The 24493-nt window shown below is 59.6% G+C and carries 22 protein-coding genes; 7 read left to right on the top strand and 15 right to left on the bottom strand.

The window, feature by feature from the left end; genetic code table 11:
* Positions 1 to 780 carry a peroxide stress protein YaaA gene (yaaA, locus tag HUW35_RS06895; protein ID WP_181254860.1) on the bottom strand — a complete coding sequence of 260 codons (780 nt, stop codon included), beginning with the start codon at positions 778 to 780 and terminating at the stop codon, positions 1 to 3.
* Between the two features lie 56 nt (positions 781 to 836).
* Positions 837 to 1328: a DUF4265 domain-containing protein gene (locus tag HUW35_RS06890; protein WP_078083360.1), complete on the bottom strand. Its 492-nt coding sequence runs from the start codon at positions 1326 to 1328 to the stop codon at positions 837 to 839.
* A gap of 98 nt (positions 1329 to 1426) precedes the next feature.
* On the opposite strand from HUW35_RS06890, the gene HUW35_RS06885 reads away from it, so the two are divergent.
* Positions 1427 to 2719 (top strand): M48 family metalloprotease, encoded by a 1293-nt coding sequence (locus tag HUW35_RS06885; protein ID WP_181254859.1) that lies wholly within the window; start codon positions 1427 to 1429, stop codon positions 2717 to 2719.
* A gap of 85 nt (positions 2720 to 2804) precedes the next feature.
* On the opposite strand, the gene HUW35_RS06880 is transcribed toward HUW35_RS06885, so the two are convergent.
* The 7 genes from HUW35_RS06880 to HUW35_RS06850 all read right to left on the bottom strand — a co-directional run bounded on the left by HUW35_RS06880 (position 2805) and on the right by HUW35_RS06850 (position 10794).
* Entirely contained in the window at positions 2805 to 3605 is an 801-nt protein-coding gene (locus tag HUW35_RS06880) for a putative porin (protein WP_181254858.1), read from the bottom strand.
* A 453-nt stretch (positions 3606 to 4058) separates the two neighbouring features.
* Positions 4059 to 4919, bottom strand: coding sequence for a putative porin (locus HUW35_RS06875; protein ID WP_181254857.1), 861 nt, complete (start codon positions 4917 to 4919; stop codon positions 4059 to 4061).
* 309 nt (positions 4920 to 5228) lie between these two features.
* Positions 5229 to 5924 (bottom strand): phosphate signaling complex protein PhoU, encoded by a 696-nt coding sequence (phoU, locus tag HUW35_RS06870; protein ID WP_181254856.1) that lies wholly within the window; start codon positions 5922 to 5924, stop codon positions 5229 to 5231.
* Between the two features lie 25 nt (positions 5925 to 5949).
* Positions 5950 to 6690, bottom strand: coding sequence for a phosphate ABC transporter ATP-binding protein PstB (pstB, locus tag HUW35_RS06865; protein WP_255463603.1), 741 nt, complete (start codon positions 6688 to 6690; stop codon positions 5950 to 5952).
* 222 nt (positions 6691 to 6912) lie between these two features.
* The gene (pstA, locus tag HUW35_RS06860; RefSeq protein ID WP_181254854.1) at positions 6913 to 8199 is read right to left on the bottom strand and encodes a phosphate ABC transporter permease PstA; all 1287 of its coding nucleotides are present in this window, start codon (positions 8197 to 8199) and stop codon (positions 6913 to 6915) included.
* Positions 8192 to 9571, bottom strand: a complete 1380-nt coding sequence (gene pstC, locus HUW35_RS06855) for a phosphate ABC transporter permease subunit PstC (protein WP_181254853.1) — start codon at positions 9569 to 9571, stop codon at positions 8192 to 8194. The genes pstA and pstC overlap by 8 nt, the downstream gene beginning before the upstream one ends.
* Positions 9572 to 9726: 155 nt before the next feature.
* The gene (locus HUW35_RS06850; protein ID WP_181254852.1) at positions 9727 to 10794 is read right to left on the bottom strand and encodes a PstS family phosphate ABC transporter substrate-binding protein; all 1068 of its coding nucleotides are present in this window, start codon (positions 10792 to 10794) and stop codon (positions 9727 to 9729) included.
* A gap of 264 nt (positions 10795 to 11058) precedes the next feature.
* Between HUW35_RS06850 and HUW35_RS06845 the strand changes: the two genes are divergently transcribed.
* Positions 11059 to 11694 (top strand): TRAP transporter small permease subunit, encoded by a 636-nt coding sequence (locus HUW35_RS06845; RefSeq protein WP_181254851.1) that lies wholly within the window; start codon positions 11059 to 11061, stop codon positions 11692 to 11694.
* Positions 11691 to 13049 (top strand): TRAP transporter large permease subunit, encoded by a 1359-nt coding sequence (locus HUW35_RS06840; RefSeq protein WP_181254850.1) that lies wholly within the window; start codon positions 11691 to 11693, stop codon positions 13047 to 13049. Before HUW35_RS06845 ends, HUW35_RS06840 begins: the two co-directional genes overlap by 4 nt.
* A 337-nt stretch (positions 13050 to 13386) precedes the next feature.
* Here the strand turns inward: HUW35_RS06840 and HUW35_RS06835 are convergent, their stop codons facing one another.
* From HUW35_RS06835 to HUW35_RS06820, 4 genes are all read right to left on the bottom strand, one after another.
* Positions 13387 to 16515: an efflux RND transporter permease subunit gene (locus tag HUW35_RS06835; RefSeq protein WP_181254849.1), complete on the bottom strand. Its 3129-nt coding sequence runs from the start codon at positions 16513 to 16515 to the stop codon at positions 13387 to 13389.
* Entirely contained in the window at positions 16512 to 18146 is a 1635-nt protein-coding gene (locus tag HUW35_RS06830; RefSeq protein WP_181254848.1) for an efflux RND transporter periplasmic adaptor subunit, read from the bottom strand. Before HUW35_RS06830 ends, HUW35_RS06835 begins: the two co-directional genes overlap by 4 nt.
* 18 nt (positions 18147 to 18164) lie before the next feature.
* Entirely contained in the window at positions 18165 to 19454 is a 1290-nt protein-coding gene (locus HUW35_RS06825) for a TolC family protein (protein ID WP_181254847.1), read from the bottom strand.
* A gap of 81 nt (positions 19455 to 19535) precedes the next feature.
* On the bottom strand, positions 19536 to 19916 hold the full coding sequence (locus tag HUW35_RS06820) for a hypothetical protein (RefSeq protein ID WP_181254846.1): 381 nt from the start codon (positions 19914 to 19916) through the stop codon (positions 19536 to 19538).
* 196 nt (positions 19917 to 20112) lie between these two features.
* Here HUW35_RS06820 and HUW35_RS06815 point away from each other — a divergent pair, with 196 nt between their 5' ends.
* Both HUW35_RS06815 and HUW35_RS06810 read left to right on the top strand, forming a co-directional pair.
* Positions 20113 to 20502, top strand: a complete 390-nt coding sequence (locus HUW35_RS06815) for an acyl-CoA thioesterase (RefSeq protein WP_078083180.1) — start codon at positions 20113 to 20115, stop codon at positions 20500 to 20502.
* Between the two features lie 235 nt (positions 20503 to 20737).
* Positions 20738 to 21028 carry a hypothetical protein gene (locus HUW35_RS06810; RefSeq protein ID WP_181254845.1) on the top strand — a complete coding sequence of 97 codons (291 nt, stop codon included), beginning with the start codon at positions 20738 to 20740 and terminating at the stop codon, positions 21026 to 21028.
* A 57-nt stretch (positions 21029 to 21085) separates the two neighbouring features.
* Here the strand turns inward: HUW35_RS06810 and HUW35_RS06805 are convergent, their stop codons facing one another.
* A complete protein-coding gene (locus HUW35_RS06805) occupies positions 21086 to 21622 on the bottom strand; it encodes a demethoxyubiquinone hydroxylase family protein (RefSeq protein ID WP_181254844.1) in 537 nt (178 codons plus the stop codon).
* Positions 21623 to 21707: 85 nt separating this feature from the next.
* Positions 21708 to 22304 (bottom strand): hypothetical protein, encoded by a 597-nt coding sequence (locus tag HUW35_RS06800; protein ID WP_181254843.1) that lies wholly within the window; start codon positions 22302 to 22304, stop codon positions 21708 to 21710.
* 226 nt (positions 22305 to 22530) lie between these two features.
* Between HUW35_RS06800 and groES the strand changes: the two genes are divergently transcribed.
* A complete protein-coding gene (gene groES, locus HUW35_RS06795; protein WP_181254842.1) occupies positions 22531 to 22851 on the top strand; it encodes a co-chaperone GroES in 321 nt (106 codons plus the stop codon).
* A complete protein-coding gene (gene groL, locus HUW35_RS06790; protein ID WP_181254841.1) occupies positions 22848 to 24488 on the top strand; it encodes a chaperonin GroEL in 1641 nt (546 codons plus the stop codon). The genes groES and groL overlap by 4 nt, the downstream gene beginning before the upstream one ends.
* Positions 24489 to 24493 lie beyond the last annotated feature (5 nt).

Below are 24493 nucleotides of genomic sequence, written 5' to 3'. Positions count from 1 at the left end.
TCAGGCCGGCTGTTCGTCGCGCAGGAATACCCAGTCGCGATCGCTGGAGTGCTCGGCGCTGAAGTAGTAGCCCGCACTGTCGAAGTCTTTTAGCTGCTCTGCTTTCTTGACGCGGTTGTCGATGGCCCAGCGGCTCATCATGCCGCGGGCCTTTTTGGCGAAGAAGCTGATCATTTTGTACTGGCCGTTTTTCCAGTCCTTGAAGTGGGGAGTGATGATCTCCGCATCCAGGTTCTTTGGCTGTACCGACTTGAAGTACTCGTTGGAGGCCAGGTTCACCAGCTCGCGGCTTTTGAGCGCCTGCAGCTGCTGGTTGAGGGCGTCGGTGATCTTGCCATCCCAGAACTCGTACAGGTTCTTGCCGCGCGCATTGGCAAACCTGGTGCCCATTTCCAGGCGGTAGGGCTGCATCAGGTCCAGCGGGCGCAGCAGGCCGTAGAGACCGGACAGCATGCGCAGGTGCTTTTGCGCAAATGCAAAATCCCGCTTGCCCATGGATTCCGCCGCGAGCCCGGTGTAGACGTCACCCTTGAAAGCCAGCAGGGCCGGACGGGCATTGTCATCGGTGAACGGACGCTTCCAGCTGTGGAAGCGGTCGTAATTGAGCACGCCCAGCTTGTCGGAGATCTTCATCAGGCTGGAGATATCCTGCGGGCTGAGCGCCTTCAGCTCCTTGATCAGTGCCGCGGATTCCTTGAGGAAATCCGGCTGGGTGGTTTCCAGCTGTGGAATCTCGCTCTCGTAGTCGAGGGTTTTTGCGGGGGAGATGACTATCAACATGACAACAACTTCTCGGTCTTTAACGGTATGCAGCGAGTGTTATACGCAGTTTGGACTTACTCGGGCTTTAAAATGTCCTGCCACCAATTCAGCGGCGTCTGCCCATCCACCGGGTCGTAGACATTGCCGTAATACCAGACACTGTTGGCCCCATCGCACACGCTGTTCAGGATCTGCTCGATTTCGCCAAAGCCGCAGCTCACGTGGATGCTGTATACCAGCAGGCGCGGGCTCTCCATATCCAGTTCGCCACCGAGTTTTTCCAGCTGCGGGGTGAGCTGGTCGGAGAGCTTGGTGCTATCGCTGCGGCAGAAAACCCGCACGGCGAGGTTGCCCGAGCGCTTTACCAGTTCGAAACTGGGCTTCTCCGGGTCTTCGCGATTGACCTTGATGGTATCGCCGCTGGCAATGCCCTTGATAAACGCGGGTGAGCGCACCAGCTGTACGCTGTCGTCCTCATTGACCCGAACCTGCATCCGCTCCACCACCGGCTCGCCATCGGGGTTGGTGCCAGCGAATAGTTCGATAATCTGCAGTGCGGTCGTCATAACCTCGGTCTCCGGACTGTGTACAATAGCTTCATTTAAATGCTGCCAAAGCCACCGCTACAGCAGCTTTGAATCGAACATTATACAGGGAGTGATCTATGATTCCGCGTTCAATCTCCAACCGCCTGCTGGCCGCGGCTGTGGCCGCTTCTGTGACCGCGGGCATCGCCGGCTGTGCGGTCAACCCGGTCACCGGCAAGAAAGAGTTGTCGCTGATGTCCCAGGGCCAGGAAGTGGCCCTGGGGGAACAGCAATATCCCCAGGCCCAGCAGACCCAGGGCGGCGAATACCTGATCGACCCGTCCCTGCAGAGCTATGTGAGCCGCGTGGGCCAGAAGCTGGCGAAGGTCTCCGACCAGCCGCAGCTGCCCTACGAATTTGTGGTGTTGAACAACTCCACCCCGAACGCCTGGGCACTGCCCGGCGGCAAGATTGCGGTCAACCGCGGCCTGCTGGTACTGCTGGAAGACGAGGCCGAGCTGGCCGCGGTACTGGGTCACGAGATTGTGCACGCCGCCGCGCGCCATTCCGCCGCAGCCATGTCCCAGCAGCAGATCCTAGGCGCGGGCATGGCCATTCTCGGCGCCACCACCCAGAACACCGGTTACGGTGACCTGATCTCCCTCGGCAGCCAGTTCGGCGGCTCCGCATATATCGCCAAGTACGGCCGCGACAATGAGCTGGAATCCGATCAGTACGGCATGAAGTATATGGTTGCCGCGGGCTACGACCCCTACGGTGCGGTGCGCCTGCAGAAAAAGTTTGTCGAACTTTCCAAGGGCAAACAGGCCGGTGGCCTGGAAGCGCTGTTCGCCAGCCACCCGCCGTCACAGGCGCGGGTAGACGCGAATATCAAGCACGCCAAAAAACTACCAGGCGGTACCGCAAACCGCAGCCAGTACCAACAGGCCATCGGACAGCTGAAGCGCGATGCGGACGCCTACAAAAGCTATGACGATGCGCTGGCCGCAGTGAAGAACAAGCAGTACGACCGTGCGCTGACCCTGACTCGCAAGGCGCAGCAGCAACAGCCCAAGGAGGCGGCCTTCTACGCACTCGAAGGTGACCTGCTGGCACACAAAAAACAGTACCAGTCCGCACTCAATTCCTATGAAACCGCAGTGCAGAAGAACCCGACGCTGTTTTCCAACTGGTTGATGCGCGGCATGCTGAATGCGGAACTGAAAAACTACACGGCAGCGGAGCGGGACCTGCAGCGCTCCACCCGCTATCTCGACACACCACACGCGCACTATTACCTGGGGCAGGTATACGAGCAGCAGGGCAACACCCAGAACGCCCTCAGCCAGTACCAGATTGCCGCCAAATCTTCCGGTGATATCGCTACCAAGGCACAGGCGCGAGTGCAGGCGTTGAGCAATAAAGGCTAGTATCTCGCGCAAAAAACGCGGGCATAAAAAAAGCGGGTGAAGAGATTCACCCGCTTTTTTTGTCTGTGTATTTCCGATTTGGAAATTACAGCTGCACGGTTACGCCCAGGCTGAATACATCCAGATCGTCGAAATCGCGGCTGGAGCCGTAGGCTACCTTGCCGGCAACGTTGCGATTGAAGAAGTGGGTAGCGTTGAACTCGTAGCTTTCCGCTTCGTCGTAAGCAGCACCGATGGAAGTGTTTTCGTTGAAGTAGAACTCAACGGCACCGCCCCAGTACAGGTCGCTGAAATCGGTATCAATCAGGCTAAGCTCGGCGGTCAGGTACTGGCCACCGGACAGTGCGGTGAAGTACTTGGAGGAAACGGAGCGGTAGTCGAAGTCATCGTCCACCTGCGCGGTGAAACCGATGTAATCAGAACCGCTCAGCTGGTGGTTATAGGTACCGCGCACCCACAGTTCGGTATCGTTACCTTCCGCTTTTGTTGCTTCAACTTCTCCGAGGAAGTTCGGGGTAAACAGGAAGCCTGCACCGGCGCGGTAAGAATTGCCTGCGTCGAAGTCATTCAGCTCACCGAAAAACTTCCACTGACCGGTGAAGTACTCGCCACCGATCTGTACGATGTCGCTGTCACCGCCGGTGTAATCGATATAATCAAAGCCACCGTAGATGTTGGAAACCGGCAGGATGTAGTTGAATTCCTTGCGCGGACCCAGAGTTTCCAGGGCACCGAAGTAATACTGAGATTGAAAACTCAGGGTATCGATTTCGGCAAAGCCGTAATCTTCTGAGGTGTAATCAGCGTCGGTGAAAGAATTGTACTGCTCTGCAGAAACAACGGCAGAGGCCAGCATAAGAGGAAGTGCGGCAAACTTGAACTTCATGGAAGTGTTCCCTGTTTAATTTACATCTGTACGTTTATGACTGTGCTTTCGCACCCGTACCCACTTTTTTTGCCCTGGGGGCAAATTCGGCGCGGATTCTAAGCGCAAGAAAATGGTTGTGCAACGAAAAGAATTAATTGCGACGGACGTCTCAATTACGCATTAATTTCGGTAGCTTAACTACAGTCGCGGGGGCATTGTGGAGTGGTGTAGCTGAATCAAAGCTGAATGCAGTCTGCGCGATATAAAACGCGGTGTTGCCAGCGCTTCGGCCAGACAGACGCAGGAAAATAAATTTTTTGGCCATACCAAAAAATCATTTAATTCCTGTAACTAATTCTCAATTAAAACTGGTACTAATAAAAAAGGCCGCAGCGGCGGCCATTGCAGAAATAACTTCTAAACGCCATTAGATCGATGCAACTTTATAGCTAGAGACCTTTTAAGATGGGATCAAAGCTGTACGGTCACCCCTAAACTAAAAATATCCAAATTATCTAACAAAGATTCGGTTGATGATCCATATGAAAAGCTTGCCGCAACATTACGGTTAAAGAAATGAGTAGCATTCAGCTCAAAGTTATCAAATTCATCATATCGAGCACCAATGGAAGTATCCTGATTAAAGAAAAACTCTACTTCGCCTCCCCAATAGAGGTCAACACGATCCCTGTCGATGAGACTCAGCCCCGCAGTCAAATAACGCCCAGAAGATAAAGCGGTGAAATATTTTGAGGAAATACTACGGCTATCAAAATCATCATTAACCTGCGCGGAAAATCCAATGTAATCGGTATCACTTATTTGATGATTGTACTTGCCTCGCAGCCAAGTCGTAGTTTCGTCATATTCTATAATTGAAGACTCGTACTCAACGTCCCATTCTTGCTTATCTACTTCAACCTCCGCGAGAAAATTTGAGGTGAAAAGGTAACCAATTCCTGCATGGTAACTTCTAGAATTAGAATCACTAACTCCACCAAAAAGTTTCAATTGTCGTGCAAAGTACTCCCCCCCAACAGAAAAGCTTTCGTCCGTGCTATTGTACCCAGAGAAACCACTATCATACTTCCGTTTACTACGGTAATAACTTCCGTAAACATTTGAAACAGGAAGAATATACGAAAATTCTTTACGGGGACCGAGAGTATTCAAGGAGCCAAAATAGTATTGAGATGAAATCAAATAATCATTGGACTCAGCGATTCCATAATCACTTAGGCGATAATTGGCATCGGTAAAGGACTGGTATTCATCTGCAATGGCTGCACTAGAGGTAAGTATTAATGTAAGCGTGCAAAATTTAAACTTCATATAAGTGTTCCTTGTTTTAAACTATGCGCATATAACGACGATCCCCAATATCTCTTTGATGAAATATACGGGCAAAAAAATTATCCAAAAAATGGCTTGCGAATAATAATAAATATACCGGACCCAAACTCTCAGGTAACCAACGTACCAACGCAAGCTTTTGGTTATAGAGTCTTGGCCCAGCTCGCACTGCGCACTCTATGGCAGCAACTGCAATGAATAGTTCCCACTTTCGATAAATATAAAAAAGGCCGCAACGGCGGCCTTCTTGAAATAGCTTTTCGGTAGCTATAGCTACCACCCTAGCTTTTATCGTAGGTTCTGTTCGTTGCCATGGCGGATATCCGCACCTTTCACCAGATACACCACCTGCTCGCAGATATTCTTTGCGTGGTCGCCGATGCGCTCCAGTGAACGCAGGGTCCACAGCACATTCATCACCCGGGAAATACTGCGTGGATCTTCCATCATGTAGGTGATCATTTCGCGCACCGCACTGCGGTAGTCCATATCCACCTGTTCGTCTTCGGCGAGGGTTTCCATGGCGGAGGCGACGTCAAAACGGGTGTAGGCATCGAGGGCGTCATTGAGCATCTTGCGCACCGCATTGGCGATGTGGCGGATCTCCGTGTAACCCCGCGGTGCGGTGCCTTCGTCAGTGAGGGCGATGGCCATCTTCGCTACCTTGCTGGCCTCGTCACCCACGCGCTCCAGATCGCGTGCGATGCGAATCACGGACATCACCATGCGCAGGTCCGATGCCGCCGGCTGGCGCTTGGCAATAATCAGGGTCGCGTGCTCGTCCAGCTCCATTTCGCAGCGGTCGATTTCCTCTTCCACCTTGAGAACTTTCTCTGCCAGCTCACTGTCGGCGTTGGCCAGGGCTTCCACGGCGTCCGCTACCTGGCGGGTGACCATGCCACCCATTTCCAGCATTTCCGTCTTGAGGGACTCAAGATCTTCGTTGAACTGGCGGGAGATGTGTTGATCGAAATGCATTTCCATAATCTTTTGCGGGCTCCCCCCAACCTTAGCCGAAACGGCCGGTGATGTACGCTTCTGTGAGTTCGTGCTCCGGATTGGTGAACACGGTCTCGGTGTCATTGACCTCTACCAGCTTGCCCAGGTGGAAGTAGGCGGTGCGCTGGCTTACCCGCGCGGCCTGCTGCATGGAGTGGGTCACGATGGCGATGGTGTAGTTCTGGCGCAGCTCGTCGATCAGCTCTTCGATACGCGCGGTGGCGATGGGATCCAGGGCCGAGCAGGGCTCATCCATCAGGATCACTTCCGGGCTCACGGCGATGGCGCGGGCGATACACAGGCGCTGCTGCTGGCCGCCGGAGAGACCAGTACCCGGCTTGTCCAGGCGATCCTTCACTTCGTTCCACAGGCCGGCGCGGCGCAGGCTGTTTTCCACGATCTCATCCAGTTCCGCGCGGCGGCTGGCGATGCCGTGAATCTTGGGGCCGTAGGCGACGTTGTCGTAAATGGACTTGGGGAAGGGGTTGGGCTTCTGGAACACCATACCCACGCGCGCGCGCAGCGGCACCACGTCTACCTTGGGTCCGTAAATCGCTTCGCCATCCAGCGTCAGCTCGCCCTCGACACGACACCCCTCAATGGTGTCATTCATACGGTTGAGGCTGCGCAGGAACGTGGATTTACCGCAACCGGACGGGCCGATCATCGCCACCACCTGGTTGCGGCCGATATCCAGGCTCACGTCGTGAATGGCCTGGGCCTCGCCGTAGAAAACGTTGACGTTGCGCATACTGAGTTTGGCGTCGTCGCAAAAAGGACTGCCGACGGTGCCGGTAACTTCGATATTGGTATTGGCCGCTCTGGCTTTCACTGCACTTTGCTCCACAGCAGATTCGCTGGCTGGGTTGGCGGTCTGATCTTCAGCCGGACCTGCTTCGCCGGCTTTCAGTGTCATGGTGGTCATGGATCTATCTCGGTTCGCAATCTTAGCATTCGTTGGCAGCGCAGCGCGTTACCAGCGGCGCTCGAGTTTCTTGCGCAGCCACACTGCACAGGTGTTCATGGTGATCAGGACTGCCAGCAGTACCATGATCGCGGCGGAAGTGCGCTCGACAAAGGCGCGCTCCGGGCTGTCGGCCCACAGGAAAATCTGTACCGGCAGCACCGTGGAGGGGTCGGTAACCCCGTGGGGCACATCGACGATAAACGCCACCATACCGATCATCAGCAGCGGCGCGGTTTCGCCCAGTGCCTGCGCCATACCGATGATGGCGCCGGTCAGCATGCCGGGCATTGCCAGCGGCAGTACATGGTGCAGCACCACCTGCATGCGCGAAGCGCCCATGCCCATCGCCGCTTCACGGATGGAAGGCGGCACGGACTTGAGCGATGCGCGGCTGGAAATGATGATCGTCGGCAGGGTCATCAGGGTCAGCACCAAGCCCCCAACCAGCGGCGCGGAGCGCGGCAGCTCGAAAAAGTTGATGAAAATGGCCAGGCCCAGCAGACCGAACACGATGGACGGCACCGCCGCAAGGTTGTTGATATTCACCTCGATCAGGTCGGTCCAGCGGTTCTTGGGCGCGAATTCTTCCAGGTAAATCGCCGCGGCCACGCCAATAGGGAAGGACAGCACCAGGGTTACCAGCAGGGTGAACAGGGAGCCCACCAGCGCCGCGCGAATACCCGCCTGCTCCGGCTCGCGCGAGTCGCCGTTGGTAAAGAAGGTGGTATTGAAGCGCTTTTTCAGCTCGCCGGATTCGCGCAGGGTCAGGATCCACTGCGCTTTCTGCTCGGAGGTGCGGCCAAGGAAACCGTTTTCGGATTTCGACAGGCTTTTTACATAGGTATCCACATCGTCGTCAGCGTTGAACCACAGGGTTTCGGACTTGCCGAGCAACTCGGGATGGTTCTGCAAGCGCTCGCGCAACTCGAAGCCGGCACCGTTGGATACCAGCGAATACAGCTCGCGCTTGTCGCGGCGGCCGCTGACATCGGGAAAACGCTCGCGCAGGGCCGCGCGAATAACGCCGTCAAAATTGGCCCAGGCCAGGCTCTCTTCATCCACCTGTTCAATACCGAGCTCGGCCGGGTCGTAGGTCACCTGCAGCTGGATATCCGTCTGCACGAAAGCACTGGCGCCCTTGCTGATGATATCGGTGAACAGCACCAGTACCGCCAGTACGCCGAACGCGATACTCGCAATACCCAGACCGCGGAAAAGCTTTTCCTTGCGGTGACGGCTGGCGAGGCGCGCGGCAATACGCTCGCGCACCTGGGTTTGAGTAAGATCAGTCATACTGTTCCCGGTATTTTTTCACTACGTGCAGGGCGATAAAGTTCAGAATCAGGGTGCTGATAAACAGCATCAGACCGAGGGCGAAGGCAGCCAGGGTTTTCGGGCTGTCGAATTCCTGGTCGCCCACCAGCAGGGTGACGATCTGTACCGTCACGGTAGTGACCGACTCCAGTGGATTGGCGGTGAGGTTGGCGGCGAGGCCGGCGGCCATCACCACAATCATGGTCTCGCCGATCGCACGGGAAACTGCCAGCAGCACGCCGCCGACAATGCCGGGCAGAGCCGCGGGGATCACCACCTTGCGCACGGTTTCGGATTTGGTGGAACCGAGGCCGAGCGCACCGTCGCGCAGGGACTGGGGTACCGCGTTGATCACATCGTCGGACAGGGAGGATACGAACGGGATGATCATCACCCCCATCACCAGACCCGCGGCCAGGGCGCTTTCACTGGAAGCTTCGAGGCCCACGGACTGCGCCAACTCGCGCACAAACGGCGCCACGGTAAGCGCAGCGAAGAAGCCGTAAACCACAGTGGGCACGCCAGCGAGAATTTCGATCAGCGGCTTGGCGAAGGCGCGCACCTTGTTGCCCGCATATTCGGCCAGGTAAATCGCAGACATTAGGCCTACGGGTACGGCGACCAGCATGGCGATGGCAGACACCATCAGCGTACCGGTAAACAGGGGCACCGCACCGAAAGCGCCGCTGGAACCTACCTGGTCCTCGCGCATCGCCATCTGCGGGCTCCAGTGCAAACCGAACAGGAACTCGGTGACCGGGACCGCCTGGAAGAAGCGCACGGACTCGAACAATACCGACAACAGGATGCCAACGGTGGTAAAGATGGCCGCACAGGCACACATCAACAGAATCGCCCGCAGCACCTTCTCGACTTTTTCCCGCGCGCGCATCTCCGGGGAAACCTTCAGCAGCGCATATGCACCGAGACCAACGGACAGAATCAGGATCAATGCAGTCTGCAGCCACTGGCCACTCTGGCGCAGGCTGTTCAGATGTGCCGACGCTGCCTCCAGCTGTGGCGTAGCCTCGCCCACCAGATTGCCCGATGCCATATTCTGGATCTGCGCGTACAGCAGGTTCTGGCCGGACAGGGATTCGGGCTTGTCCGCAATTCCGCCCATCACCAGCGTGCGGATAATGGCGTCGTCAAATACCAGCCACAGGCCCAGGATGATCAACGCCGGCAGGCCACACCAGAGTGCGGTGTGCACACCGTAATAGCTGGGCAGGGAAGCCAGGCTGCGGATTCCGCCGCGGCTGCGGGCAGCGCCAATGGCGCGGCTGAAACCGGTACCGTAGGCCACCAGTATCAGCAGCAACAGCAGGGCAAATAGAGTGGGAGTCTGCATCGATTCACTCGGTTAAAAAATTTGTCGGCCATTATCGGTGCTTGTGGCCGCAATTGCATGAGGCGATAAAACCTGTGCCTCTTTTATACGTAAAAGGCCAAGCCCTTCTTATGGGGCTTGGCCGGTAATTCCATCTACCAGTTACTGCGAGATGGTTATTTTGCCGCGAGGTTGGTCAGGGCATTCAGCTTGCGCACATCGCTGGCAACCTGCTGGCGCTTGGCGTTGGGCAGGGGAATCATGCCCTTGTCCGCCAGGTAACCTTCTTCACCCCAGGCGCGCGCGTTGGTGAACTCGCTCAGGAACTGCTTGATGCCGGGCACAACGTCCACATGTGCTTTTTTCACATAGATGAACAGCGGACGGGAAACCGGGTAGCTCTGGTCGGCGATGGAGTCGAACGTCGGCTCCTGGCCTTCGATCAGAGAGCCCTGCACCTTGTCTGCGTTCTGGTCCAGGAAGCTGAAGCCGAAGATACCCAGCGCATTCGGGTTCGCCGCCAGCTTGTTCACGATCAGGTTGTCGTTCTCACCGGCTTCCACGTAGGCGCCGTCTTCGCGGATGTTATGACAGATGGCCTTGTAGCCGTTCTTGTCAGATTTTTTCTTGGCCGCAATCCAGTCGAATTTTTTACAGCCACCTTCCATCGCCAGCTCGGCAAAGGCGTCGCGGGTACCGGATGTCGGGGGCGGGCCCAGAACTTCGATGTCGTGCGCGGGCAGGGACGGATTCACGTCTTTCCAGGTTTTGTAGGGGTTGGCCACCAGTGACTCGGAACCGTCCGGGTTGGGCACGTCTTTGGCCAGGGCCAGGAAGATGTCCTTGCGGGACAGCTCAAACGGCTCGGCAGTCTTGGCGTTGGCCAGAACGATGCCGTCGTAACCGATCTGCACTTCCACAACGTCGACGCCGTTGTCGTTACACATGTCCAGTTCGGACTGCTTGATGCGGCGGGAAGCACCGGTGATGTCCGCGGTGTTTTCACCCACGCCCTGGCAGAACAGCTTCATGCCGCCACCGGTACCGGTGGACTCGACAACCGGGGTCTTGAACTGGGTAGCGCGGCTAAAGCGCTCGGCAACCACGGTGGTGAACGGGTATACGGTGGAAGAGCCGACAATGCTGATGTGATCGCGCGCGGCGAGGGCAGCGCTGGAGGCGGCAACAGTCAGGGCGGCCAGGGCCGAGGCCAGGACTTTCTTACTCGCAGAACGGTTGTTCATGGATATCTCCAAAAGTGGTCGCTTATTTGCTCAAAATCTCTGCACGCGGCGCATGCTATGTCGAACCGGTGACGATTCTATGAATGAAAAGTTACAAAAAGATTACAGTGGTCGACTCATTACGTGACCAAACAGCCACGGATGCGTCATTTCGCGCTCAGGGCACGGCTGGCGGCAGCCCCGGCAGAACTGGCGCAAACTTTGACCAGCAGGTAGTCTCTGCCCTACATAACAGAACAATAAAGATGATGTGAGACATTCCCCATGAAGTCTTCCCCACGAAATCTGCTCCTCGGTACGGCCGGTGCTCTGGACCGTTTCGCCGGCCTGAGCGGCCGCGTACTGGGCTGGTTTACCCTGGCGATGGTGCTGATCCAGAGCCTGGTGGTGGCCCTGCGCTACGGGTTCGACGGCGGTTCCACCGCCCTGCAGGACACCGTGGTCTACCTGCACGGCGCGGCCTTTATGCTCGGCCTGGCCTATGCGCTGCAGGCGGGGGCCCATGTGCGGGTGGACGTGTTCTACCGGACCATGTCCGCTCGCGGCAAGGCGTGGGTCGATGCGGTGGGCTGCCTTATTTTCCTGCTCCCGGTTTGCATCTTCATTGCAGTGGGCAGCTGGCAGTTTGCCGCCAGCAGCTGGGCGGTGCTGGAATCCAGCGCCAGCGCTGACGGTCTCGGCGGTGTGTTCCTGCTGAAAAGCCTGATGCCCCTCGCCGCCGCGACCCTGGCCCTGCAGGGGATTGCCCAGTTTACGCGCGCACTGCATACCCTGATGCAGGTTGAAAGCCGCGCCGGCAGCACCACCCCCTTCAATACGGAGTCCACCCAGGCTGCGGAAAAGGCCGCGGAGAAACCCCGCCCGCTGGTGCGGGAAGCGGCTGGGGAGGCAAGCGCATGATGGAACTGATCCCCCTGCTGATGTTTGTCGCTGTGTGCGCAGCACTGATGTTCGGCTATCCGGTCGCCTTCACCCTGGGCGGTACCGCGCTGATTGCCGCCGGCCTCGGTATCGTCACCGGAATATTCGATGCGGAGCTGCTGCGCGCCTTCCCCGACCGCCTCTACGGCATCATGCAGAACGGCACCCTGATGGCGGTGCCGCTGTTTGTGCTGATGGGCGTAATGCTAGAAAGGGCGCGGATCGCCGAAGAGTTGCTGGTCAATCTCGCCCGCGTCTTCTCCGGGATTCCCGCGGGGATGGCGGTTTCCGTGGTGGTGGTAGGCGCTCTGCTCGCCGCCAGTACCGGTATCGTCGGCGCGACGGTGGTAACCATGGGATTGATGTCCCTGCCGACCATGCTGAAGCGGGGCTACTCACCCAAACTCGCCACCGGCACCATCTGCGCCACCGGCACCCTGGGCCAGATCATTCCCCCGTCCATCGCACTGGTATTGCTGGGCGATACCCTGTCCAACGCCTACCAGCAGGCCCAGCTCAGCCAGGGTATTTTCAACCCGAAACCGGTGAGCGTCGGCGACCTGTTTATGGGCGCGATCATTCCCGGCCTGCTGCTGGTAGCGGCGTATATCCTCTACCTGCTGTTTATCGCCCGCCGCGAACCCGCCACGGAACGCGCTGCGGAAGACGTGGATCTACTGCAGACCCTGAAGAGCCTGTTTCCCCCCATTGCGCTGATGCTGTTGGTGCTGGGTTCGATCATCACCGGTGCCGCCACGCCCACAGAGGCCGCGGCGGTAGGCGCGCTGGGTGCGGGCATCCTGGCCTGGAGCCGCGGTGCACTGAACTGGGCGCGCGCTGGCGAAGTGGGGCAGAGCACGCTGCAGGTCACGGCGATGGTGTTCGCGATCCTGATCGGTGCGTCGTTGTTCTCTCTGGTATTCCGTGGATTTGGCGGTGAGGAAGTGGTTACCCACCTGTTCGAAAGCCTGCCGGGCGGCGTGGTCGGCGCGACCCTGCTGGTGATGCTGGTGATCTTCCTGCTGGGCTTTATCCTCGACTTTATCGAGATCACCTTTGTGGTGGTGCCCATTGTCGGCCCGGTACTGCTGGCTATGGGGCTGGATCCGGTGTGGCTGGGCGTGATGATTGCCCTGAACCTGCAGACTTCCTTCCTCACCCCACCGTTTGGTTTTGCGCTGTTCTACCTGCGCGGTGTGGCCCCTGCGGAAGTGGCCACCGGGGCCATTTACAGCGGGGTGGTGCCGTTTATTGCCATCCAGTTGCTGGTGATGTTGTTGCTCGCGATTTGGCCTTCATTGGCGACCTGGTTACCTGGCTTCGTAGCCGGGTAGGTTGCGTGGTTTCTGCGCTGGCCCGGTGGCGGTAGCGCACCGGGTAGGCGTTTTTGAAACCGGCATGAATACGTCCCTGTAGCCTGCGTCGGAAACATCCCTGTTTCCGACGCTTTCAAAAACGCCTACCCGGCACTCTACCTTCGCATTGAACTTTCATACTTCGTGAGCAGTTACAGCCGCGGCTACGGAGTGTGCAACACGAAGCGAAGGCGGGGTGCCGGGTGCAGGTTTTCAGGAGCGTCGCAAACAGGGACGTTTGCGACGCAGCGTACATGGATGTACTCGCAGCGGTCCTGAAAACCTGCACCCGGTGCCCCGCCGCCACAGCACTTCGCTACGAAGCCCCCTGCAGACCCCGCCCTTTCCACAGTCGATAAACCGCAGGCAAAACCATCAGAGTCAGAAGCATCGCGCTGACCATGCCCCCGACCATCGGCGCCGCAATCCGCTGCATCACTTCCGAGCCAACCCCGGAACCAATCATCACCGGCACCAGACCGATAAACACCGTGGCCGTGGTCATGAGTACCGGGCGCATACGCTGACCGGCACCGCGGCGGATCGCATCGCGCAGGTCATCAAGCTCAGGTTTACGGTCAGCAGCCGCGCAATCTGCCAGCACCTGTTTCCAGGCCTGGTTGAGGTACACCAGCATGATCACGCCGATCTCCACCGCCACGCCGGCGAGCGCGATAAAGCCCACGCCCACCGCCACCGACAGGTTGTAATCGAGCGAGTACAACAGCCACAGACCGCCGATCAGCGCCAGTGGCAGGGTGCCCATGATCACCAGCACCTCACCCCAGTGGCGGAAGCTGAAGTACAGCAACAAAACGATGATGCCCAAGGTCACCGGCAACAGCAGACCCAGGCGCTCGCGGGCGCGCTCCATGTATTCGTACTGCCCGGACCACGCCAGGGAATAGCCCGGCGGCAGCTCCAGTTGGTCTGCCACCAGTTGCTGTGCCTCCGCCACCCAGGAACCCAGATCGCGGTTGGCGATATCGATATAGATCCAGCCATTGGGGCGCGCGTTCTCGGTCTTGATCATCGGCGGACCGCTCTGCACCTCAATGGTCGCCACATCCCCCAGGCTCAGGTGGGTACCGTTGGGGGCCACCAGCGGCAGGCCGCGCAGGCTTTCCGGCGAGTCGCGCCAGGCCTGTGGATAACGCACATTGATCGGGTAGCGCTCCAGGCCTTCGGTGGTCTCGCCCACCTTCTTGCCGCCCACCGCGGTGTCGATCACCGTCTGCACGTCCTGGATATTCAGGCCATAGCGCGCCGCGGCACTGCGGTCGATGTCGATATCGATATAGCGGCCGCCCTCGACGCGCTCGGCAAATACCGACGCGGTACCTGGCACATTCTTGAGCAGGGATTCCAGCTGAGTGCCGATCTGCTCGATCTGGTGCAGGTCGGCACCGGCCACCTTGATACCCACCGGGGTCTTGATGCCGGTTGCGAGCATGTCGATACGGGTCTTGATCGGCATCACCCAGGCGTTGGTGACGCCGGGCAACTGCACCGCGGCATCCAGTTCCGCGCGCAGTTTTTCCGGGGTCATCCCCGGCCGCCACTGGTCGCGGGGCTTGAAGCGGATAATCGTCTCCACCATGGTCAGCGGCGCCGGATCGGTTGCGGTCTCGGCACGGCCCATCTTGCCCCACACCTGCGCCACTTCCGGTACCTGCATGATCATCTTGTCGGTCTGCTGCAGCAGCTCGCGGGCCTTGCCGATGGAAATGCCGGGATGGGTGCTGGGCATATACATCAGGTCGCCTTCGTCCAGCGGCGGCATGAATTCACTGCCGGTGCGCGACAGGGGATACAGGCTGCTGGCGAGCAACAACAGAGCGGTAATGACGACGAACAGCGGATGGCGGATCGCCAGCTCCAGCGCCGGGCGGTAGGCGGCAGTAAAAGCGCGATTGATTGGGTTGGCCTGTTCCGGCTTCACTTCGCCGCGCACCAGATAGCCCATCAGCACCGGCACCAGGGTGATGGCGAGACCGGCGGCCACTGCCATGGCGTAGGTCTTGGTGTAGGCCAGCGGCGCAAACAGCCGCCCCTCCTGGCCTTCCAGCGCGAATACCGGCAGGAAACTCAGGGTGATGATCAGCAGGCTGAAGAACAGCGGCGGCCCCACCTCACTGGCCGCTTCACCCACCACCTGCCAGCGGTTTTTTTCGGTGAGCGGGGTGCGCTCCAAATGCTTGTGCAGGTTCTCGATCATCACGATGGCGCCGTCCACCATGGCACCGATGGCGATGGCAATGCCGCCCAGGCTCATGATGTTGGCGTTGATACCCTGCAGGCGCATCACGATAAAGGCACCGATAATCCCCAGGGGCAGGCTGATGGCAATCACCAGCGACGAGCGCAGGTGGAACAGGAACAGGGCGCACACCAGTGCCACCACGAAGAATTCCTGCAGCAGCTTGTGCCACAGGTTGTCCACCGCGCTGTCGATCAGCTCGCTGCGGTCGTAGGTGGGCACGATTTCCACACCCGCCGGCAGGCTGCGCTGCAATTCTTCCAGTCGCTCACGCACGCGGTCGATCACCGCGCGCGCGTTCTCACCGAAGCGCATCACGATCACGCCACCCACGGCCTCGCCTTCGCCATCCAGCTCGGAAAGACCGCGCCGCATCTGCGGCCCCAGGTGTACGTCCGCCACATCCCGCAGCAGCAGCGGGGTGCCGGCGGCATTGACCAGCAGCGGCAGCTGACGCAGGTCTTCCACGCTCTGGATGTAGCCGCTGGCGCGCACCATGTATTCGGCTTCCGCCATTTCCACCACCGAGGCGCCGGACTCGCGGTTGCCGCGCTCGATCGCCGCCTGCACCTGGGCCAGGGTGAGGTCGTAGGCGCGCAGGCGCAGGGGATCCACCTGCACCTGATACTGGCGCACCATGCCGCCCACGGTCGCCACCTCGGACACCCCGGGCAGGGTCTGCAGCTCGTATTTCAGAAACCAGTCCTGCAGTGAGCGCAGCTGCGCCAGGTCGTATTTGCCGGTGGGGTCCACCAGGGTGTAGCTGTAGATCCAGCCCACGCCGGTGGCATCCGGCCCCAGCTCCGAGCGCGCGGCACTGGGCAGGCGCGGGGCCACCTGGCTCAGGTATTCGAGTACCCGGGATCTGGCCCAGTAGAGGTCGACATCGTCGTCGAAAATGACGTAAACGTAGGAATCGCCAAAAAATGAGTAACCGCGCACCGTATGTGCACCGGGCACGCTCAACATGGCGGTGGTAAGGGGGTAGGTGACCTGGTCTTCCACCACCTGCGGTGCCTGGCCCGGGTAGCTGGTCTTGACGATCACCTGCACGTCGGAAAGGTCCGGCAGGGCATCCACCGGCGTATTGCGCAGACTGTAGAGGCCGGCAATCGTCAGGGCCACCGCGCCGATCAGCACCAGCGCGCGGTTGTGCAGGGACCATTGGATGATACGCGCGATCATTTCTGCGGCTCCTGGTGCCCATCGTGATCCCTTTCTCCATGATCCATGTCGCCATGATCCATCTGCGAATGATCCACATCATCGTGGTTCATGTCGCCGTGCCCCATCTGCGAGTGGTCCATCGGCTGGTGGCCTTCATGCCCGGGCACCAGGGAAGCACCGGCCACCGCGCGGGTAGCGATCACCTCGTATTTGCCGTCGTCGCGCTGGCGCATCTGCACCCGCAGCGGCGCTCCGCTTTCCAGCGCCTCGCGCAACGCCTGTTGCGCGGCTTCCGCCACATGGAAACCCATCACCATGCCGGGCCAGTCCCATTCGGGTACCGGGCCGTGCTCCAGGCGCGCGTAATGATTGTCATCGGGCATACTGAGCACTGTCGCTTCGGCCCAGGCAGTCTCGGCTTTTACCGACTTTTCGCTGCTGTTCGCGGCTCCTTCACCTTCGATACGCTGCAGATCGGCGCTGATACTGGACTCGGAGTCCAGCAGGAACTGGGCCGAGGTGACCACCTCGGTACCGGGCTCGATGCCGGCGAGAATCTCCACCCGCTTGCCCAGCTCCCGGCCCACCCGCACCCGCACGGAGCGATAGCGGCCGCCGCCCTCGGCGATCACCAGCCGGTCCATGTCACCGGTGCGGATCAGGGCGCTGCGCGGTACCGTCAATGTGTCCACCTTCGGTCCCTCCAATTGCAGGCGCACAAACATGCCCGGGCGCAGGGATTTGTCGGCGTTGTCCACCAGCACCCGCACGCGCAGGGTGCGGGTCTTGGGATCGAGATCGGGCAGTATGTGCACCAGTTCGCCGGTCCAGCTGCGGCCGGGGGCGAATTCGCCGTGCAGGGTGGCGGTGTCGCCCACCTGTACCTGGGCGCCCTGTTTCGGGAACAGCTCGCCTTCCACCCACACGGTGTCCAGCGGGCCAATGCTCATCAGCGTGGTTGCGGGAGTGATATACATACCATCGCGGGCGGCAAATTCGTTCACATAGCCATCGGTGGGCGAATAGAGGGTGATGGTCTGGCTTACCTTTCGGGATTTGACCAGCGCGCGCACTTGCTCTGCGGGCACCCCGAGGCTGTCCAGGCGCTCGCGGGTGGCCTCGATCAGGGTGCGGTTGCCGCTCTCCAGGGCCGCCACCAGTTCGCTCTGCGCCTTGACCAGCTCCGGCGAGTAGATAGCCACCAGTGGCTGCCCGTTGCGCACACGATCACCCACCGCCTTGACCCAGCTCTTGTGCACCCAGCCGCTCAGGCGGGTGTGCACGTGGTGCAGCTTATCTTCATCCAGCTGCACCAGGCCCACGGTATCCACCTCGATCTGCACCGGGCCTTTCTCGGCGACCGCAGTGCGCACGCCCAGGTTGTTTTCCACCTGGGGGGCAATGGAGACGGTACCCGGCTTTGCTTCACCCTCTTCGCCCTCGTACACCGGCACCAGGTCCATGCCCATGGGCGACTTGCCGGGTCCATCGCGGCGGTAGTTGGGATCCATGGGGGCGACCCAGTAGAGGATTTTCTTTTCGCCACTGGCGCTCGGTGCGGTGTCGTCACCACCGGGCAGGCTGCGCCCCACAAGAACGCCCACCACCAGGGCGATGATGGCGAAAACGACAATCAGAATTCTGTTCATAACTTGGCAGACCGCTGGTTATTTGATGTTGGCGTCGGGCTCGACGGCGCGGAAGTAACGGATGCGCGCGAGGGCGCGGAAGTAGCCGTAGGTGAGGCGCGCGGCGCTGATCTGGGTCTCGATATCGTCCATGCGCGCGGCGATCGCCGCTTCCAGATCCGCGGTATTGCTGGCGTAGCCCCGCAGGACCGCATCGGCGGTAGCCTCCGCCTGCGGCAACAGATACTCGCGATACTCCGCGCGGCGGCGATCGAGGGTCTGAGCCATGGCCACGGCGCTATTCAGCTCGGCGTGCAATTGCTGCAACAGGTTCTGGTGCTGCAGGATACCGGCACTCTCGCGCGCGCGGCTGGCGGCGAGGCGCCGGTCCTGGCGGTTCTGGCGGAACAGCGGCAGGTCGAAGGACACCATGACGCTGGCAAAGTCCGAACCGTCGCTCATCGGGGTTCTGTCGCGCTGGCCATAGCTGAAGTCGACACCGAACTGCGGCTTGTAGGCCTCCTGCGCCAGCGCCACATTGGCCCGCTCCGCAGCGACGCGGGCACTGCTGGCAGCCACCGCGGGGTGCTGCTCCAGCAGCGCCATCGGCACCGGCAGTGACTGCCCCGCCAACCAGTCGCGGGTATCCCGCCAGGCCGGTGGGGTTGCGTCCAGCGCGCCCCAGGCGGCACCACCGATCCAGCGGCTCAGGGTGCCGCGGGCGCGATTGATCTCCCCGTCCACCGCGGCGATACGGTCATCCAGGCGCGCCAGCGCCAGCTGCGACTGCAGCAACTGCTGGGACTGGATCTGGGCACTGGCGAGGCGCGCGCGGTTGTAGCCCACCAGCTCCTGCATCCAGCCGCGGTTTTCCATCAGCAGTTCACGCACGCGCAGCTGCTCCGACAGAGTGAGAAACGCGAGGCCCACTTCCCGCTCCAGCACCAGCGCCATATCCGCGGCACCGGCGAAACCCGCCTCGGCCGCATGTCCACCGCGCTCGCCGGCCAGCGCAGCCGAGTCGCCGCGAGGCAGTTTCTGGCTGATGCCGATCACTTTCTGGGTCATCGGCTGGTCGTCGAAGGCGAAACTATCGGTGGGCAAGTTGGCGATGCCGAGTTTCAGCTTGGGGTCCTCCCACTGACTGTCGGCCACAGCGGTTTCCGCGGTCGCCTCCGCCGCGGCAATGGCCGCTGCGGTCTGTGGGTCCTGTTCCCGGGCCAGCTGTACCGCACTCTCGAGGCTCAGCTGCGCCTGTGCGGGCAGGGCAATCGCACAAATCAGCAGCGCCGGGACCAGTGGGCCCAGGGCGCGCAATGCATATCCCATGGATAAATCCTGTCTGTCTGATACCTGATCGATGGCTCGATCGTTGAATTCAACGCCTGGTGAGACGTTGAGCGGGAAGCATCAGGCGCTTATGGGTGGGCGCAACAGGTTGCGCTGCGAAGCAGCGAGGGGGGAAGGGGAGATCGGCTGGAACAGGGCAACACCGGGCAGTGCCGCGTGCTGCCATTCCTGCGCCAGGGGCGCGGCGGCACCACAGCCGCCAACGGCGCAGGTCATCAGGCAGAGTTCAGCGGCAGAGCTGTCCTCGGCCTCATCACAGCAGGGCATACTGTGGTGGTCATCGGCGTGCATGTCGCTGGCCGGATGCACACCGGTGCCGGCCATCATGGCGGCGTGATCGCCGTGGGCATCGGCACCCGGATCGCAGGCAGGCGCAACCGCCAGAGCCAGGCTCTGGGCGGCAAAACACCACAGGATCAGGGTCAAAATCAGTGCACGCATGGAGCGGAGTCTAGGAGATGTTGGAAAATCAGACAAGCTGGCGCAGATTATGCTGCGGTTTCTGAAAAGTTTCGCAAGAATTTGCACGACGGGTACTGGCTAATTAGTGCCCAGTTTGTGCTAGAATGCGCCACCCCGACGGAGGCCCAAGCGCCATTCCGGGGGATCAATAAATCTAAGAATGTGAGCACCTGCGATGTCCGCCATAGATGAAGAGCCGCAACCCAGCGGTACCCTGACCCTGCAAACCCAGTCCATGCCCCGGGATACCAATCCTCAGGGTGACGTATTTGCCGGCTGGCTGATGTCACAGATGGACGTGGCCGGTGCCATCCTCGCCCAGGGCATCGCCCGCGGTCGCGTGACCACCGTCGCCGTCGGCAGCATGGTGTTCCTGCGCCCGGTACCGGTAGGCTCCACCGTGAGCTGTTATGCCGAGGCCGTGGAAGTCGGGCGCTCCTCCATAAAAACCATGGTGGAAGTGTGGCTCACCCGGGTAGACACCGGCGAACAGGTGAAAGTGACCGAGGGCGAATTTGTCTTCGTCGCCATAGACGACCGCGGACGCACACGACCGCTGCCCTGAGCCTGTCGTTTACCAAAGCATCTCGCCCGACTGAATGTGAGGCGGCCGCTATGCAGCCGGTCGCCATCTCCTGCATTTCCCCTTTCCCTGCCTTCTCCCGCGCCTTTCCGCGAATACTTTTAGCGAACAGCCGGCAACAGCCCAGTTTGAAAATACGTACCAGTTTGACGGTGGCGAAGTTCAGCAGAACAATACGCGCCGACATCAAGGGATATTTTCAAACAGGGAGAAGTCGATGATCGTAAGCGCATTAATAATCGCAGCCACATGTACCATTATTTTTTATGCGGGACTGGCGATTGCCAGGAGGACCCAGCGCACGCTCTATCGCTCGCTGATCCGCATCGGCGCGGTGCTGGTAACGATTACTGCGGCCGGTGTTGTTCCATCCATACTGGAGGTCAGCCTGGCAACGACCGAGCTGGCCGGTCGCTACCTGCTTTTCATGCTGATCGGCGGAGCACTGATTTACAAACTACTACTGGTGCGGTTTATTCCACTGCCTTCAGAGCGGGCCGAACGCTGATTCATCAACTAACCACCGTCTAAAGCGATTGCCGGACCGGAACCGGCAATCGCATTTTCAGAGCTTGGTGGACAGCCAGATTGCAAACTCCGTAGCCCGGCGCACCACCCAGAAAATACACCGGTGCGCATCCGGGCTGGTGCCGTACTTGAGCCCCTTGTCCCGGTGCTCCTCTTCATCCGCCTGAATACTCTGCACCGCATCGAAGACTTCGCGATCGTGAAGATCGAGAAATTCCAGCTGCCATCCCAGATGGTGCAACACCGTGGATTCAATGGAATAGGTGCAGACCCAGATGGCATTGCGTCCCAGCAACGCCGCAAAGCTACCGAGCAGTAATCCACCCAGTGCCCACAGTTTCAGCGCATAACAATGACGGATGGATCGCCGCCTGAGGATCTCATCAAACCGGCGGAAATGCCCGCGTTCATGGGCCAGCATTTCGTCAAACTCGGATACGATGTCGGGATAGAACCGGCGGGCAATAAATCGTTGGGCACGATAAATGTGGATGGCGCCATACTCGCCGGCATGGTCGACCCTGAGTATGCGTTCGACTTCGCGGGTAACCGCGGGTGCGGCAGTTGTTTCCACGGTATAGACACTCCCTTGTCTTTACCCCAAGTCAGCGAAATATAGCCTACCACTGTCAGTATTTTTTGGAGCCGGGACCACCGCCTCAATGCAGCCCGCCAACCTCCGGTAGCACGACGCCGAGGCCGCGCAACTGTATCGCCAGTTTCGGGTCATTGGTTTCTCGCCAGCGCTGGAACAATTGCAGAATATCCGTGGCGTCCATCCCCCGCCCGCGCCCGCACACCGCCGCCACCAGCTCCAACAATCGGGCAAAGTGTTCTGCGAGCTCGCTGAATACACGCCGGTTGTGCCGTGCGTTTTCCCCCAGGTAGTCGTAGGCGCCACCGCCCATACCGATAAAGTAATCCCGACTGATCCCACGGCGACGGTAGCTTTCCGGAAAAAGTGCGCCCATAAACAGCGCCAGGTCCCCCAGCTGGCGCAGGATCAGACAGCGGTGGTAGTGGTTATCCACCTCCACCGCGTCCCGGTACAGTAGCGCCAGTGGACGAACTGACACTTCGCCTTCGTCGTAGCTAAAGACCTGGCCACTATCGCCGAAGCGCGCGAGCAGGCTGCCCAGATACCACAGGGTGTCCTCCTGGGGGCGCGGATCCAGCTCATTGGCTCCGGCCTGCAGTCGCTCGCGAAAAAAATCCGCCAGGGTTCGCTCAAAGGTGGCTTGTGATACGGATGGCATCAGCTCCTCCTTCTCTTTCCATCACTACAACTATAAATCCACCCTTATCCCCCTTCTATTTTTTGACCTCGTATTTTTATAAAAATTTTTTATAAAAAATCCGTTTTTACCCCCTTGAAAATCATTGTTTGAATCCTATTTTCGCGATTGTCGGGAGGAACCCAGATCCTGCCCGGCAAACCCTTTAACCATTGAAACATCCAAATGCTTATTGGGAGGAAATCCGATGAGTATCAAACCGCTCTACGACCGGGTGGTTGTGAAACGCCTTGCCGCCGAGACCACGACAAAGGGTGGCATCGTTATTCCGGACAAGGCTGCCGAAAAACCCACCCAGGGAGAAGTGATTGCCACAGGTAGCGGCGCCCCGCTGGACAACGGCGAGTTGCGCCCCCTGGCGGTCAAAGTGGGAGACCGGGTGCTGTTCGGTCAGTACGCCGGCACCGAAATCAAGCACAACGGCGAGACCTATCTGATCGTGAAAGAGTCCGACATTCTCGCCGTACTGGAACAAGTGGAAGACAAACAACAGGAGAAAGCCGCATGAGCGCCAAGGTAGTCAAGTTTTCCGATGACGCCCGCGAACGCATGCTGGCGGGCGTGAACATTCTCGCCGACGCGGTAAAAGCCACCCTGGGGCCGAAAGGCCGCAACGTGGTGCTGAGCAAAAGCTTTGGCGCCCCGCGTGTGACCAAAGACGGTGTGTCCGTAGCCAAGGAAATCGAGCTGAAGGACAAGTTCCAGAATATGGGCGCGCAGATGGTGAAAGAAGTCGCGTCCAAAACCGCGGACGTGGCCGGCGACGGCACCACCACCGCCACGGTCTTGGCCCAGGCACTGGTGCGCGAGGGACACAAGTCCATCGCTGCGGGTATGAACCCCATGGATCTGAAACGGGGTATCGACACCGCGGTAAAAGCGGCGGTGGAAGAACTCGCGAAACTGGCCAAGCCCTGTGACGACACCAAGTCCATCGGCCAGGTGGGCACCGTCTCTGCCAACTGGAACGAGGACATCGGCAAGATCATCGCCGAGGCGATGGAAAAAGTGGGCCGCGACGGTGTAATTACCGTGGAGGAGGGCAAGTCCCTCAACAATGAACTGGAAGTCGTGGAAGGTATGCAGTTCGACCGCGGTTACCTGTCGCCGTACTTCGTGACCAACCAGGAAAAGATGCAGGCGGAACTGGACAACCCCTACATCCTGCTGTTCGACAAAAAGATCAGCAATATCCGCGACCTGGTGCCGGTACTGGAGTCCGTAGCGAAATCGGGCCGCCCGCTGGTCGTCATCGCTGAAGATATTGAAGGCGAAGCGCTGGCGACGCTGGTGGTCAACAGCCTGCGCGGCATCATCAAGGTGGCCGCGGTAAAAGCCCCCGGCTTCGGCGACCGCCGCAAGGCCATGCTGGAGGATATCGCCATCCTTACCGGTGGCACCGTGATCTCCGAAGAGGTAGGGCTGACCCTGGAGAAAGTTCAGCTGGAACAGCTCGGCAGCGCCAAGCGTGTGGTGATCAGCAAGGACAACACCGTGGTGGTGGACGGCGCCGGCGACAAGTCCGCGATCGACGGCCGCGTAAAACAGATCCGCGCGGAAATCGAAGCATCCAGCTCCGATTACGACAAGGAGAAACTGCAGGAGCGCGTGGCCAAGCTGGCCGGCGGTGTTGCGGTGATCAAGGTGGGCGCCGCCACCGAAGTTGAAATGAAGGAGAAAAAAGATCTGGTGGACGACGCCTTCCACGCAACCCGTGCGGCGGTGGAAGAAGGTATCGTCGCCGGTGGTGGTCTGACCCTGGTGCGCGTTGCCGATAGCCTGCGCGGTCTGAATGGAAAAGGGGGCCTTAAAGGGGCCAACGACGATCAGCAGGTGGGTATCAATATCGCCCTGCGCGCGATGGAAGAACCCTTCCGCCAGATCGTCGCCAATGCCGGTGTGGAAGGCAGCGTGGTGCTGAACAATGTGCGCTCGGACGACAGCGCCAACTTCGGCTACAACGCCCAGACCGGCGAATACGGGGATATGCTGGAGTTCGGCATCATCGACCCCGCCAAGGTCACCCGCTCAGCGCTGCAGAACGCAGGATCCATTGCCGGGCTGATGCTCACGACCGAAGTGATGGTGGCAGACAAGCCCGAGGAGAAAAAATCGGATGCGGAGGCAGACGCTTACGATTTTTGATCTTC

The organism is Microbulbifer sp. YPW1 (genome assembly GCF_013367775.1).
GTDB lineage: Bacteria > Pseudomonadota > Gammaproteobacteria > Pseudomonadales > Cellvibrionaceae > Microbulbifer.
This window is presented reverse-complemented; position numbering and strand designations above follow the sequence as displayed.